Consider the following 14,798-nt stretch of genomic DNA (forward strand, 5'->3'; position numbering starts at 1 on the left):
GCGCGCCGCGCGGAAGGAGATCAGCCCCGGTCCTCTTCTCGCCGCACCTTCACCGCGCACGCCTTGTACGAGGGCTGCCGGGAGTACTGATCGAACGCCGGGAACGTCAGCTTGTTCGTGACCTCGTAGTGCATCGGGATGAAGATCTCCCCCGGCTGCACCGAGTTCGTGACGAACGCCCGCGCCTTGATCTCCGCCCGGCGCGACGCGATGACCACCCACTCGTGCATCTCGAGGCCGAGCTTCTTCGCGTCGACCGGGCTCACCTCGACGTAGATCTCCTTCGGGTAGAGCCGCTGCAGCACCGCGCTCTTCTTGGTCCGCGTCTGCGTGTGCCACTGGCTCGAGCTCCCGCGCCCCGTGAGCAGCGTGAACGGGTACTGATCGTCGGTCGGCTCCGGCAGCTGGCGGGGCGCCTGGAAGGCGAACTTCGCCTTCTGGTCCGGCCGATAGAAATTGCCGTCCTCGAACAGCCGCCGCTCGTTGCTCTCGAAGGACGCCCCCTCGGGGAACGGCCACTGGATGCCGCCGCGCCCGTCGATCATCGCGTAATCGTCGATGCCCGTGATGTCGCACGGCTGCCCCTTCGAGAGCCGCTTCATGATCTGGAAGACGGCCTCCGGGCTCTTCCACTCCTTGAACAGCTCGCCGCAGCCCCAGTACTGCGCGACGAGCTGGAAGATGTGAAAGTCCGCCAGCGCCTGGCCGGGAGCCCGCGCGACCTTCTTCACGAGGCCGATGCGCCGCTCCGAGTTGATGAACGTGCCCTCCTTCTCGGCCCACGACGCCGCCGGGAGCACGAGGTGCGCGCGCTCCGCCGTCTCCGTCGTCGTGTACATGTCCTGCACCACGAGGAACTCCAGGCGGCCGAGGAGCTCGTGCATGTCCTCCTGGTTGATCCAGGAGTGGGCCGGGTTCGTCGCGATGATCCAGAGGCCCTTGATCTTCCCCTTCAAGATGCCTTCGAAGATCTGGTCGTAAGCCAGGCTGTTCCGGGTCGGGATCACCTCCTCCGGGACGCCGAGGATGCCGGCGATCTTCTTCCGGTGCTCCTCCTTCGTGAAATCGTGCCCGGCGAAGAGGCCCGTCGTGTTGCTGAACATCCGCGAGCCCATCGCGTTGCACTGGCCCGTGATGGAGTTCGCCCCGGTGCCAGGACGGCCGATGTTCCCCGTCATGAGCGCCAGGTTGATGAGCGACTGCGCGACCCGCACGCCCTCGTGGCTCTGGTTGACGCCCATGGTCCACCAGAACGACACCCGCTTGCCGCTGTGGATCGTCTCCGCGAACGACGCGAGCTGCTCCTCGCTGAGCCCCGTCGCCGCCGACACCCGCGCCGGCGTGAAGTCCGCGACGTGCGCCTTGAACTCCTCGAAATCGACGGTGTGCGCGCGGATGTACTCCTGATCGATCCACCCTCGCTGGATGAGGATGTGCGCGATCCCGTAGAACAGCGTCAGGTCCGACTTCGGCTTGAGGGCGTAGTGCGCCGTCGCCGCCATCGCCGTCTCGGTCTTGCGCGGATCCACGACGAGGATCGCGGGACGATTCTTGTTCTTGCACAGCCGCTCCCACATGATCGGGTGGGCGATGCACAGGTTCGAGCCGACGAGCACGACGACGTCGGACTCCTCGAAATCGCGGTACGTGTACGGCGGCGCGTCGAACCCGAACGACTCCTTGTAGGCGACCACCGCCGTCGCCATGCACTGCCGGGTGTTGCCGTCCCCGTGCAGCATGCCCATCCCGAACTTGGCGAGCGCGCCGAGGAAGGCCATCTCCTCGGTGACGATCTGCCCGGTGCTGATGAAGGCGACCGACTCCTTGCCGTGCGCCTCCTGGATCGCCTTGAAGCGGTCGACGAACGTGCGCAGCGCGACGTCCCACTCCACGCGCTCCAGCTTCCCGCGGGCGTTGCGCAGGAGCGGCGTGACCGCGCGGTCGCCCGCCCGGAGCGGCGTGAGCGCCTCCCAGCCCTTCGGGCACGCCATCCCCAGGTTGACCGGATAGTCGGTGTTCGGAGAGAGGTTGACCGCCTCGCCGTCCTTGAGGTGCACGTTCAGCCCGCACCCGGTCGAGCAGAAGCCGCACACCACCGTGGTCGTCTGGTCGGGCTTCAGCCGCGCTGGCACCCGCCCGAGGCCGAACTCGCCGGGCGTGAGGAGCAGCTCGCGCGTCAGCGGCCCGTTGCGCTGCAAGAGCAGGTTGTCGGCCGCGGGGCGCGCCGGAGCGGCCTTCTTTGCGTCGGACGTCGTCATCAGGAGAGCCCTCCGGGCATCTTGGATGCCGGCGCCGCTGCGAAGAAGAGGTACCGCTCGAGGAACTCCCCCGAGAGGCAGAAGAGGAACGCCACGACCGCCATGGCCATCAAGACCTCCGAGCTCACGCCGCTGTTCGGCGCCGAGAACAGGCTGAGCGCCGGCAGGGCGATGCCGCCGAGCGCCCCGCAGGCGAAGCGCCAGCCGGTCGCGCCCTTCAGCTCACCCGCCATGAGGATCGCGCTCCGCTTGAGCGTCGAGTGGCTGCGCTTGCGGAGGTGCCGGAACATCGAGAGCTCCACGAGCAGCTTGAGCGCCATCGACGCGCAGAGGAACGCGCTCAGCGCGCGGAAGCCGCCGGTCAGGAGCAGCGCCGCGTGCTCGCGGCTCGTGAGCAGCGCGACCATCAGGATCGTCGAGCTCCCGAGCACGGCCGCCGTGCCCGCGAACTTGAAGCCCGTCAGGCCGCCGCGCCAGTGCTCGCGCTGCGTGGCGGCGTACACCATCACCGAGCAGAAGACGCCCAGCATCCCGCTCAGCGCGACGGCGTAGGAGAGCGGCGCCTGCAGCTGGCTGAGCGGGATCGGCAGCGCGGAGAGCACCGGGATCGATTGCACCCAGAACGAGGCCGCGTAGAGCGTCCCGGCGCCCGCGAAGAGCGAGAACCCGAGGATCTCCCGGCTGAGCCACGACGTCTTGAGGCCGAGGAGGGCGCGGAAGGCGAACTGCGGCCTTCCCAGGTGGAGCAGGCTCGCCCCGAGCGCGGCGAGCCCGAAGACGAGCGCGAAGACCGCGCTGTGGCCGCCGAAATCCCGCGTCGCCTGCTCGTCGAGGAGCTCGTTGAGGGCCAGGCTCACGCAGAAGGCGCCCACCGAGAGCTGCGTCAGCACGAGCATGGCGACGAGCGGAGGGTGGGAGTGCTCCCGGCTCACCTGGTAGAAGTCCGCAGGGAGCATGTTGCGCGGGAGCGACTTCTTCGTCTTGTAGCTGGTCGTCGGGATCGTGTACTCCGGCGCCGCCGCCCCCGGCACGAAGACGTTCGCCTGGCTCTCCTGCACGGCGCTCGCCTGGTCGACCACCGTGATCCGGATGGCGCCGTTCGGGCACGACTGCACGCACGCCGGGGCCTCGTCGTTGGCCAGCCGGTCGCTGCACATGTCGCACTTGCGCACGATCCCCCGCTCCGCGTTGAACTTCGGAGCGTCGTAGGGGCACATCAGGACGCAGTACTGACAGCCGATGCACTGGTCATCGAGGTGCTTGACGATGCCGGTGACAGGGTCCTTCTCGTAGGCCTTGACCGGGCACCCCGACATGCAGGCCGGGTCGAGGCAGTGGTGGCACGCGGTCGTCACGCTCTGCTGCGCGGGCGCCTGGGGCGTGCCGCCGTGGAGCAGCCCGACCGAGCGCCACACCTCGTCCTCGTCGAGGCCGTTGAGGCTGTGGCAGGCGGTGACGCACGCCTTGCACGCCGTGCAGGCGTCCAGGTCGACCTCGAACGCGTACTGCTGTCCCGGCTTCGGCTTCTCGAAGGGGATGAGGTCGCGGTAATACTTGGACTGAGCCGGGAGCGCGTGCTCCTCGTGCGCTTTCGAGAACTTCTCGACCGCCGTGAGCTTCTGCTGGTCCGAGAGGAGCGACTGGAGCAGGCTCTTGTTGCTGTCCTGGACCTTGGGCGGTGAGTTGACGATCGGTAAGTGAAAGTGAGTATCCGAAACCTTGGCAACGCTCATTGAGGGTCCCTGTCTACCCGGCACGGAATCCCAGCCCGGAGAGCTCCAGTAGGCACGCCGCGGACGGCGGCGCGTCCGTCGCGGGGAGGAAGGTCACGCCGCCTCGCCCGCTCATTCGATCAGCTCGCCGCCGCGGACGGCTGCGCCGCGGCCTGGACCTCGACGCGCCCGCCGCGGACCCGGGTGGGGTACACGGGGAGGAGCACGCTCGGGTCGTCCAGGCACTGGCCCGTGCGCAGATCGAAGTTCTGCTTGTAGATCGGCGAGGCGATCTTGGGCACGCCCCCCTTGTCCCCGACGATGCCGCGGGAGATGACGAACGCCTTGCTGAACGGGTCGAAGTTGCTGATGGCGTAGATCTCCTCGCCCTCGCCGACCCGGACCACCGCGATCTGGCGCTTGCCCACGAGCGCGCAGACGCCCGTGTTCGGGATGATGTCCTCGACCCCGCAAACATCGACCCAGCCCTGGGTCGTCCCCTCGTTCCGAGGCGCTTCCGAAGTGTGCAGCTGGTTCATGACGGTTCCTCTGAAGAAAAGGCCTGTCGCCCCGCGGTCAGATCATCTCCTCGACGACGGTGGACTTCTCCTTCCAGGCCGCCGGGCGGTGCTGCGCGCGCTCGCTCACGAAGACGATGCTCCGGTCGGGCTCGCCGGCGTTCACGAACGGGCGGAACTGCTTGAGCTTGTCCGGATCGGAGACCGCGGCCTTCCACTCGCACTCGTAGGTCGCGATGACGTGGGCCATCTCCTTCTCCAGCTCCTCGCAGATGCCGAGAGAGTCCTCGATGATCACCTGGCGGAGGTAATCCATGCCGCCCTCGAGGTTGTTGAACCAGGTGGCCGTGCGCTGGAGCCGGTCCGCCGTCCGGATGTAGAACATCAGGAACCGATCGAGGTACTTGATGAGCGTCGCCTCGTCGAGATCCGCCGCGAAGAGCTGCGCGTGCTGCGGCTTCATCCCGCCGTTGCCGCAGAGATAGAGGTTGTAGCCCTTCTCGGTGGCGATGATGCCGAAGTCCTTGCTCTGCGCCTCGGCGCACTCGCGCGCGCAGCCGGAGACGGCGGACTTCAGCTTGTGGGGGCTGCGCAGCCCCTTGTAGCGGTTCTCGACCGCGACCGCGAAGCCCACCGAGTCCTGCACGCCGTAGCGGCACCAGGTGCTGCCGACGCACGACTTCACGGTGCGGAGCGACTTGCCGTAGGCGTGGCCCGACTCGAAGCCTGCGGCGATGAGCTCGCGCCAGATGTCGGGCAGCTGCTCCAGCCGCGCGCCGAACAGGTCGACGCGCTGGCCGCCGGTGATCTTCGAGTACAGGCTGTACTTCTTCGCGACCTGCCCGAGGGCGATGAGCTGATCCGGCGTGATCTCGCCCGCCGCCACGCGGGGGACCACCGAGTAGGTGCCGTCCCGCTGGACGTTCGCCATGAACCTGTCGTTCGTGTCCTGGAGCGGGAGGTGCTTCTTGTTGAGGATGTGCTCGTTCCACGTCGACGCGAGGATCGACGCCACGGCGGGCTTGCAGATCTCACAGCCCTTGCCCTTGCCGTGCTGGGCGATCAGGTCGTCGAAGGTCTTGATCGAGTGGACCCGGACGAGGTGATAGAGCTCCTGCCGCGAGTAATTGAAGTGCTCGCACAGGTAGTTGGTCACCGCGACGCCGGCCTTCTTGAGCTCCTTCTTCAGGATGTCGGTGATCAGCGTCGTGCACGAGCCGCAGCCGGTGCCCGCCTTGGTGTGCCCCTTGATGGCGGCGAGCGTGACGTGCTTATCGTCGCAGATGGCCGAGCAGATGGCCCCCTTCGTGACGTTCAGGCAGGAGCAGATGGTCGCCGTGTCGGGCAGCGCCTCGACGCCGAAGCCCGCCGGCTTCGCGCCGTCGCGCGGCGCGACGATGAGGTCCTCCGGGTTCGGCGGGAGGACGATCTTGTTCTGCACGAGCTGGAGCAGCTGGCTGTAGTTCGAGGCGTCCCCGACCAGGATGCCGCCGAGCAGGTGCTTGCCGTCCGCGCTGACGACGAGCTTCTTGTAGACGTTCGACGTCGCGCTCATGAAGCTGACCACGCGCGCGCCGGGCTGGGCCGCGAACGCGTCGCCGAAGCTCGCGACGTCCACGCCCATCAGCTTGAGCTTGGTGCTCATGTCGAAGCCGCCGAAGGTGTCCTTGCCGCCGGTGAGGGCGTCGGCCGCGACCTTGGCCATGTGGTAGCCGGGCGCCACGAGGCCGTAGAGCTGGTTGTTGTAGCTCGCGCACTCGCCGATGGCGTAGATGTCCGGATCGGACGTCTGACAGCGGTCGTTGATCACGACGCCGCCGCGGTTGCCGATGGCGAGCTCGCACGCGTGCGCGAGCTCGTCCCGCGGGCGGATGCCGGCGGAGAAGACGATCATGTCGGTCGCGAGGTCCGTCTGGTCGGCGAAGAGCATCCGCGCCACGCGGCCGTGCTCGGCGACGATCTCCTGCGTCGACGTGCTCGTGTGCACCTGGACGCCGAGCGACTCGATCTTCCTGCGGAGGATGGCGCCGCCGGCCTCGTCGACCTGGAGGGCCATCAGCCGCGGCGCGAACTCCACGACGTGGACCTCGAGGCCCATGTTCTTGAGGGCGTTGGCCGCCTCCAGCCCGAGCAGGCCGCCGCCGATGACCGTGCCTACCTTCGAGGACTTCGCGTGGGCCGCCATGGCCTCGAGGTCCTCGATGGTGCGGTACACGAAGCAGCCCTTCGCGTCCTTGCCCTTGATCGGGGGGACGAACGGATACGAGCCCGTGGCGAGGATGAGCTTGTCGTAATAGACAGTCTTCCCCTTCGCCGAGGTGACCGCCTTCCTCCGGCGATCGATCGAGACGGCCTTGTCGCCCAGGTGGACGTTGATCCCCGCCTCCTCGTAGAGGCCGGGCTTCACCATCGACAGGTCGTCGGCTGACTTGCCGCTGAAGAAGGCGGACAGGTTCACCCGGTCGTAGGCGAGCCGAGGCTCCTCGCAGAAGGTCGCGATGTTCCACTCGCGCAGGAAGCCACCGAGAACCATGTTCTCGATGAACTTGTGCCCGACCATTCCGTTGCCGATGACGAGGAGGTCCTTCTTCTTGCTCATGCAACCCACCTTTGGGACCCGGTGAGTCCTTCTCACCGTCACTGCCGTACTGCTGTCCGAGCGAGGCGCCGGTCAGAGTCCCGGACCCAAAAGTGTCTACTGTGGGCTCTGTTTCGCAACTGTTTCACCGGAATAAATTGTGTATCCAGCGGCGCTCTCGAGCCCGGACATCGCCCCTGTTTCACGCGTGTTTCGCGGCCGCCGTCGAGCACAACGCGCCGCAGGACGAGGACGAACTCGACAGCTCCGATGAACGGAAATGGGCGCTTCTCTCGGGGCCAGGGACGCTTGTTTCAAGCGTGTTTCGCGGTCGCGGGCGAATGCATTGCATTTGTGAAAAAGACGGGCGCGACCTGCCCACATCCGCGCATTCGGCGCGCGTGCCGTGGCCGCCGTACGCGCCGTGGCCGGCGCGTCGCCGACGTGCGCGAGGTGCGCGAGGTGCGCCGTGGCCTGGGCCCGGATCGGGCGCGGGCGCGGCCGAGAAGCTCGCCTCGGCCCCGCGCTCGGCGCCGATCACCCCCGCGAGGCGGCGCTGTCGATGAGCGCGAGCAGCTGGGCCGCGGCGACCGGCTTGGTGAGGTGCGCGTCGAAGCCCGCCTCGCGTGAGCGGCGGCGGTCCTGGTCCTGCCCGTAGCCGGACACGGCGGCGATGTAGGAGCGCCTGAGCTCGGGGTCGGCCCGCAGGCGACGGACGACCTCGTAGCCGTCCATCCCGGGCAGGCCGATGTCGAGCAGGACCAGATCGGGCGTGCCCGCGCGCGCCGCCTCGAGCGCCGCCGGGCCGTCGTGCGCCATCGACACGGTGTGCCCGTGGAACTGGAGGATGCGCCGGAGGCCCTCGGCGGCGTCGACGTTGTCGTCGACGAGGAGGACCCGGAGGGCGCGCGCCGCGGGGCGCGGGGCCTGGACCACGGCCGGCGCGGCGCCCCCCGCCGGCGCGCCCGCGAGCGGGAACCACACGCCGATGGAGGTGCCCTCGCCGGTGCCGGCGCTCAGCGCCTCGACCCGCCCGCCGTGCAGCTCGGCCAGCCGCTTGACCAGCGTGAGCCCGATGCCGAGGCCCCCCTGCGCGCGGTCGAGCGTGCGCCGCGCCTGCATGAACGGCTCGAAGACGCGGGGGAGCAGCTCGGCGGGGATGCCGACGCCCGTGTCGGTCACCCGCAGGCACGCGTCGTCGCCGGCCGCCGCGCAGGTGACCGAGACCCGGCCGCCCGGGTTCGTGTACTTGATGGCGTTGTTGAGGAGGTTCACGATGACCTGCTCGAGCCGCACCCGGTCGCCGTCCACGAACAGCCCGGGCTCGACGGACACGCTGAGCTCGTGCCGGCGCTGGAGGAGGAGCGGGCGGACGGACTCGAGCGCGGCGTCGACCACGGAGCCGAGGTCGAGCCGCTCCCGCTTCAGCTCGATCTTGCCGCGCGTGATCCGGGAGACGTCGAGGAGGTCGTCGACGAGCCGCACGATCGTCTTCACCTGCCGCTCGATGGTCGCGAGGATCTGGCTGTCGTCGCGCTCGCCGCGCTCGCCGCGCTCGCTCGTGTTCATGCGCAGGAGCTCGAGGCCGGTGGTGATCGGCGCGAGCGGGTTGCGGAGCTCGTGCGAGAGCATCGCGATGAACTCGTCCTTGCGCCGGTCCGCCTCGTGGGCCTCGCGGTAGAGGCGGGCGTTCTCGAGCGCGACGCGCCGCTCGCGCTCGACGATGGCGGCGCGCTCCTCGTGCAGGCGGGCGCGCTCCAGGGCCTGCGCGCACTGGCCCGACATGGCGACGAGGAACTCCTGCTCCTCCTGGTCGAAGGCGTGCGGCTCGGCGAAGCTCAGCCCGAGCACGCCGAGCGGCCGCTCCTGGACCGCGAGGGGGAGACAGCAGAGCGACGCGGTGGCGGGCATCAGGAGGCCGGTCACGGGCTCCGGGTAGCGCGCGGCGACCTCCTTGCGCGACCGCAGCCAGACGGGCGCGCCGGTCCGCAGGGCCTCCACGATCGGCAGCTCGCTGTCGGCGGGCACCCGCTGGAAGCGCGCGACGACGTCGCCCTGGTAGCCGACCGCCTTGAGGCACTCGAGCTCGTCGCCGGCGGTCACGACGATCACCCCGCCGTACGCGCCCGCGGCGGCGATGCCCTGGTCGACCACGACCTCGGCCACCGCCTCGCCGGTGAGCGCGTCGGCGAGCGCCGCCGTGATGCGCTGGAGGCCGGCCGTGCGCTGCGCGGCGCGCTCGGCGGCCCGGCGCGCCTCCTGCTCGGCCAGGAAGCGCCGCCGCGCCTCGGCCTCGGCGTCGCGGGCCATGTCGTAGAGGCGCACGCGCTGCACGGCGAGCCCGATGCGCCGCGAGAGCTCCTCGGCGAAGGCGAGATCGACGGCGTCGTAGACGCGGCCCGAGCCGGCGGACGCGAGCGTGAGCGCCGCGATCACGCGCTCCTCGGCGCGGATGGGCACGAGCACGGCAGAGCGGCCGCCGAGCGCGCGGAGGGAGGCGAGGTGCTCGGCGGCGTCGGGCGCCCGGGCGTCGGACAGGCTGCCCGAGATGTCGGGCAGGAGCCGGCCGGGGCCGCCGTGGAGCACCTCGTGCAGCGGCGTCTCGGGCTCCGGCGGGAGCCGGCCGCGCTGGGCCAGCCTGGCGGCGAGCTCTGCCTTCTCCGGCTCGGCGTGCGCGACGACCCGCGTGCGGACGGAGTCGTCCGGCTCGAGCGTGTGGACGGCGCACCAGTCCGCCACCGAGGTGATCGCGAGATCCGCCATGCTCCGGTAGATGGCGTCCTGGTCGAGCACCGGGTCGAGCAGGGCGGTCGCGTCGACCAGGAAGCGACGCGTCTCCTCGGTGCGCTTCACCTCGCCGATGTCCGAGACGAGCGTGAAGAAGCCCCGCACATCGCCGCTGCCGCCGAGGTGGGGAATGTACTGGATGCGGACGTAACGCCTGCCGCCTCTCCGGTAAACGAGCCACGACTCGAAGTCTTGCGCCTGCCCGGCGAGCACGGCGGCGATATGCGGCTTCACGGCGGCGTAGGCGGCCTCGCCGATCACCTCGTGCACCTTCCGGCCGACGAGCGAGCTGCGATCCTCCCCGAACCAGCGCTCGTAGGCCCGGTTGACGATGCCGTAGCGCTCGTCGTTATCGATATAGGAGATGAGCACCGGCAGGGCGTCGATGAGCAGCTGAAGCTGCTCGGCCTCCAGCGTGGCGCTCGGATGGGCGTCGGAGCTCATGCTGGCGCTGGCGTCAGCCAAGGTGGGGGCGTCCGGCCTGCGCATCTGGCGCCATGCATATCCGTAATCTGCCGTGATCGCCACATGTCGGTCCTCTGCCCTCCGGTTCCAGCATGCTATTGTCGCCGCCGATGCGGATCCTCATTGTCGGCGCGGGCGCGGTGGGCGGTTACTTCGGGGCGAGGCTCGCCCTGGCGGGGGAAGACGTCACCTTCGTCGCGCGCGGCGCGCACGGGGAGGCGATGCGGTCTCGCGGGCTCGTCCTCCGCACGCCGGCGGGCGAGCTGCGCACGCCGCCGCTCCGCGTCGTCGACCTCGACGCACTCGACGCTAAGCGCGGGCCGTTCGATCTCGCGCTCATCGCCGTGAAGTGGCCGTCCCTCGCCGCCGTGAGCGCGAGGCTCCCCGGGCTGCTCGCCGGCGGCGGCCTCGCGGCGCCGCTGCTGAACGGGCTCGACTCGGAGGACGCTGTCGCGCGCGAGGTCGGCGAGTCGCGCGTGATCGCCGCGATCGCGTACATGTCCGCGGGGCTCAGCGGTCCTGGCGAGATCGAGACGCTCGCGCCGACGCGCGCCGGCCTCGCGCCCTACCGTTCTGGACAGGAGCCGCGGGTCGAGGCGGTGGCCGCGCTGCTGGAGCGCGCGGGCATCCCGGTCCGCCGGGGGTCGAGCTACCGCGCCATGCTCTGGGAAAAGATGGTCTGGAACGCGCCCTTCAACGCGATCTGCGCGCTGACCGGCCAGCGCGCTGGGGCGGTCGTGGAGCAGATGGAGGACCTCGCCCGGGCGGCGATGCTCGAGGTGATCGCGGTGGCGCGCGCCGAAGGGGCGGAGATCCCGGTCGGGATCGCGGACGCGATGGTCACGCTCACGCGCGCGGAGTTCCCGCTCACGGAGCCGTCGATGCTGCAGGACGTGCGCGCCGGCCGCGAGACGGAGGTCGATATTCTTCAAGGCGCCGTGGTCGAGCGCGGGCGCCGGGCCGGGGTCGACACCCCGGTGCTGCGCACGCTCGCGACCCTCGTTCGGGGCCTGTCTCCGCGGGCGAAGACGCCTTCTGGCGCGGATCCTGGCGTGGAAACTGGCGCGAAATAGCGCTCGCCTCCGCGTGAGGGCCAGGGCCGATGCGCGGCGTCGCATCGCATCTCAGAACACGGTCCTGGCGGCGAGCCCGTTGCGCATCGGGATGAACTGCACGCTCCCCACCTGGGTCACCGTGCGCGTCGCCGGGAAGATGAAGCCGCCCAGGATCTGCAGCGCGCCGATCGCCTGGCCGAGCCCATCGGCGACGAGCAGCACCTTGTTCGTCGCCTCGGCGTCGCACTGCCGCCCGCCACCGCACTTGCCCCGCGACCCGAGGTCGATCCAGGGGCCCGCGACCGGCACCCAGAGCGCGCGGTCCGCCGGCTTGTCGCTGAACGTGGCGACGACGGTCGAGATGCCGTAGGTCGTGCCGAGCACGGCGACGCCGCTCCAGATGAGCCCGCGGTTCGGCACGGAGTCGGTGATGGTGACCGTATCGCGCGTCCGCTCCTGGGCGTGCGCGGTCCCGGTGAGACCCATCGTGGCGACCGCCATGAAGGCGGCCGAGGTGAAGAGAGCGAGCTTGTTCATGCGGTCCTCCAGCCTCGCGCCTGAGCAAGCAGAGTGCCGGCGCAGCGCCCCGGGATTCGATGCCTCCGATCGCGCGACGAGCGCGCCACGCTCGTTGGTCGTGTGGCGAACTGCCCCGCCTGGGACGGCGCGCCTCGTGCTTGAACTCGTGCCTGGAGGAGCGCGCGAGCGCCCTCCTCGGCGCGTTTTCCAGCCCGGCGGCGCGGGCGCCCGTGCTTCCGTCGCCGGGCGAACGGGTCCTGTCCGGCGCGTGTCCGCCGTACGGCGCGAGCCGGGCGAAAGGCGAAAGAGGAGAGCGCCGCGATCCAGATCTCAGGGCGACCGGAGAGCCAGCGGTGGGCCCGCGACCTCGGAGATCAAGGCGAAGAGCGATTCGATAGCAACCGCGGCGAGGGAGAGGGGGGGCCCGCCGCGTCGGGCTCTGGCGTGAGGGGATCGGGGGGCGAGGGCCTCATCTCGGCCCGTGCACATCGAGATGAGAAGAGGCCCTGCCGTGGGATGCAGCGATCAGGCGCCGCCGGCGCCGCCCGCGCCGGCCGTGGTGCTGGCGCCGCCCGTGCCGCCGGCGCCGCCCGCGCCGGCCGTGGTGGTGGTCGTGGTGGTGGTGGTCGTGGTCGTCGTGGTGCTGGTCGCGCCGCCCGCGCCGCCCTCACCACCGGCGCCGCCGCCGCCGGTGTCGCCGCCGCCGGCGCCGCCCGCGCCGCCCGCGCCGCCCGTTCCCTCGCCGCTCAGCGGGTACGCCGGGTCGAGGCAGAAGAAGCCGTCAGGCGTCTCGGTGCACTCGTCCGGATCGTCGCAATCGCCGTTGTCCTCGCAGGGCACCGACTCGAAGATGCAGAAGCCATTGGTCGGCAGGCCGAGCGACACGCAGCGCGCGTTCGGCAGCAAGCAATCGCTGTGCGCCGTGCACGCCCTGGTGCAGGCGCCGAAGTCGCCGGCGCCGACCACCTCCGAGAACTGGTAGAGGCAGATGCCCTCCTGGAAGCCGCCGCAGTCGGACTCGACCAGATCGCCGCCGAAGCCGCAGAACTCGGTGCACGCGGTGACCCCGTCGCCGAAGCCCACGCACCAGCCGGCGCACGGGTCCTCCTCGGCCTCCGCGTCGCACGCGGCCCCCATGGGCAGACCGGGGTTCGGCGTGTCGACGCAGGTGTTCGACTTGGGGTCGCAGACGCGGCCGGGGCACTGGCTGTCGGAGCCGCAGTTCGGCGTGCAGACGGCCACGCCGTCCTGGATCTCCTCACAGCGCAGCTCGTCGCGGCCGTGGCACTTCAGCGGGTCGAGCTCCGCGTCGAGGCTGTCGATCTCGGGCTCTCCCATGATGCAGCCCAGGTAGCAGATGCCCTCGAGGCAGGCGCTGCCCTCGCCCTCGCAGTCGCCATCATCGGCGCACATGGTCGTGCAGTACCCGCCCGAAGGGCCGCCGTCCGGCTCCGACTCCAGGACGCAGAGCCCCTCCGGGCCGCAATCGGCGTCGTCCGTGCACTGGGTGCCCAGGTACTCGGCCTCCGGCGTGGTGCTGCCGGTGGTCACGACCGAGCTCGACGATCTCGAGCTCGAGGCCGAGGTCGAGCTCGAGGCCGCTGTGCCCCCGCCCGAGCCGTCACCCCCGTCATCATCGCCGCAACCAATGAAGCCTGCAGAGAAAGCGACCGAGGTGAGCAAGATCGCCGAAATGCGTTGCACTTTCATTACTGTCTCCCGAGCCAGGAGGCCCTGCCCACGTAGGGCGCGCCTTCATGTGATTTCCGGACAGTAACGGAATCGGTGCTGCTCCGCCACACCGGACGAGCAGCGAATGCACCGCCGCCGAGCCTCCGTGAAAGCGGATGGCGCTCCGGTGTGAAGCCCTCATCGAAAACGGCAGTCGAGCGAGTCGCGTGGTATTCAGGCGATGCCCTACTCGATGGCGGGCGATCTTGGCGCTGTGTCACATATCTCACGGCCCTCCGAGCCGCGGCGGTGAGCGGCCATCGATACCGGAGGTCGAGCGCGGGGGCCCAGCCGGCGTGCGCTGGCGGCTCGTCGCGCGCGAGGAGGACCCGGACCTCGCGGCGGTTTGCCAGCTCCCGCCGCGTGAGCGCGGCGCCGAGGGGCAGCCGCGCGTCCGGCGCCACCGCCCCTCGGGCGCGTGCTCCGAGAGGAGCCGCGCGTCCGCGAGCATGAGAGATCGATCACCGGGCGCGGCGGGGGCGAGCGCGCTCGCCTGGCGCCGGCGCGCCCGGGCCGAGCGGCAGCGCGCGCTGGGCGCCGACGTCGTAGATCAGGTGGCCGGCGCCGTCGGGCCGGGCGGCGGCGTTCAGCGCGTGCGGGGCCCGCGCGCCGGGGCCGAGCAGGTGGACGACGGCGAGGCCGCGGGCGACGAGGGCGTCGGCGATGAGGCGGCGGTGGCAGCGCCACCAGAGCGTCTCGGCGCACATGAGGGCCAGGCGCCGGCCGGCCCGGGCTTCCGCCTCGACCTCGGAGAGCGCGCGCTGGAAGGCGTCCGTCTCCATGTGATCCGCGTAGGCCCGGAAGCTCGGGTTCTCCCAGGCGACATGGGGTGAGTCGTCCCGCTCGGTCCGCCGGCCGCCCAGGGTGTCGCCGCGGAAGACGTAGGTCACCCCGAGCGGCGGCAGCGCCTCGGCGAGCGCGGCGCGGGCCAGGTGCGGCGACCGGCTCGAGCCCGGGAACCTGCGGACGTCGACCAGCGTGTCGGCCGGCCCCTCGCCGAGCAGCTCGACGAGCTCTTCCACGCTGCGGGTGCCGTGGCCGACGGTGAAGACGGTGTCCACGGGAGAGAGCTTTGCGCCCGGCCGGCCGGCGAGCAACGGGCGGATCGGAGGCCGCGTGCTGGCTCATCGAGCACAGCAGCGGCTCCAGGGCGCCGATCCGCTTGAAACGCTCGC

Annotated in this window: 9 protein-coding genes; 1 reads left to right on the forward strand and 8 read right to left on the reverse strand. The window is 70.5% G+C overall.

Annotated elements, in window-relative coordinates; all coding sequences use genetic code 11:
* Window positions 1-20: 20 nt before the first annotated feature.
* The 5 genes from WME85_RS50180 to WME85_RS50200 all read right to left on the reverse strand — a co-directional run bounded on the left by WME85_RS50180 (window position 21) and on the right by WME85_RS50200 (window position 10,297).
* A complete protein-coding gene (locus tag WME85_RS50180; RefSeq protein ID WP_437832559.1) occupies window positions 21-2,258 on the reverse strand; it encodes a molybdopterin oxidoreductase family protein in 2,238 nt (745 codons plus the stop codon).
* Window positions 2,258-3,991, reverse strand: a complete 1,734-nt coding sequence (locus tag WME85_RS50185; RefSeq protein WP_437832562.1) for a DmsC/YnfH family molybdoenzyme membrane anchor subunit — start codon at window positions 3,989-3,991, stop codon at window positions 2,258-2,260. The genes WME85_RS50180 and WME85_RS50185 overlap by 1 nt, the downstream gene beginning before the upstream one ends.
* Before the next feature lie 119 nt (window positions 3,992-4,110).
* Window positions 4,111-4,509 carry a nitrite reductase small subunit NirD gene (gene nirD / locus WME85_RS50190; protein ID WP_437306170.1) on the reverse strand — a complete coding sequence of 133 codons (399 nt, stop codon included), beginning with the start codon at window positions 4,507-4,509 and terminating at the stop codon, window positions 4,111-4,113.
* A gap of 37 nt (window positions 4,510-4,546) precedes the next feature.
* Window positions 4,547-7,087 (reverse strand): nitrite reductase large subunit NirB, encoded by a 2,541-nt coding sequence (gene nirB / locus WME85_RS50195; RefSeq protein WP_437832566.1) that lies wholly within the window; start codon window positions 7,085-7,087, stop codon window positions 4,547-4,549.
* 516 nt (window positions 7,088-7,603) lie between these two features.
* Entirely contained in the window at window positions 7,604-10,297 is a 2,694-nt protein-coding gene (locus tag WME85_RS50200; RefSeq protein ID WP_437832569.1) for an ATP-binding protein, read from the reverse strand.
* Window positions 10,298-10,428: 131 nt separating this feature from the next.
* Here WME85_RS50200 and WME85_RS50205 point away from each other — a divergent pair, with 131 nt between their 5' ends.
* The gene (locus WME85_RS50205; protein ID WP_437832571.1) at window positions 10,429-11,391 is read left to right on the forward strand and encodes a ketopantoate reductase family protein; all 963 of its coding nucleotides are present in this window, start codon (window positions 10,429-10,431) and stop codon (window positions 11,389-11,391) included.
* A gap of 51 nt (window positions 11,392-11,442) precedes the next feature.
* Here WME85_RS50205 and WME85_RS50210 read toward each other — a convergent pair whose 3' ends face one another.
* The 3 genes from WME85_RS50210 to WME85_RS50220 form a co-directional block, all read right to left on the reverse strand.
* Window positions 11,443-11,910, reverse strand: coding sequence for a hypothetical protein (locus WME85_RS50210; protein WP_437832574.1), 468 nt, complete (start codon window positions 11,908-11,910; stop codon window positions 11,443-11,445).
* 507 nt (window positions 11,911-12,417) lie between these two features.
* Window positions 12,418-13,596, reverse strand: a complete 1,179-nt coding sequence (locus tag WME85_RS50215; RefSeq protein WP_437832577.1) for a hypothetical protein — start codon at window positions 13,594-13,596, stop codon at window positions 12,418-12,420.
* A 488-nt stretch (window positions 13,597-14,084) separates the two neighbouring features.
* Complete coding sequence (locus tag WME85_RS50220) at window positions 14,085-14,684, reverse strand: DUF488 domain-containing protein (RefSeq protein WP_437832580.1); 600 nt, start codon at window positions 14,682-14,684, stop codon at window positions 14,085-14,087.
* Between the last annotated feature and the right edge of the window lie 114 nt (window positions 14,685-14,798).

The sequence above is a fragment of the Sorangium sp. So ce1153 genome (assembly GCF_051521595.1).
GTDB lineage: Bacteria > Myxococcota_A > Polyangia > Polyangiales > Polyangiaceae > Sorangium.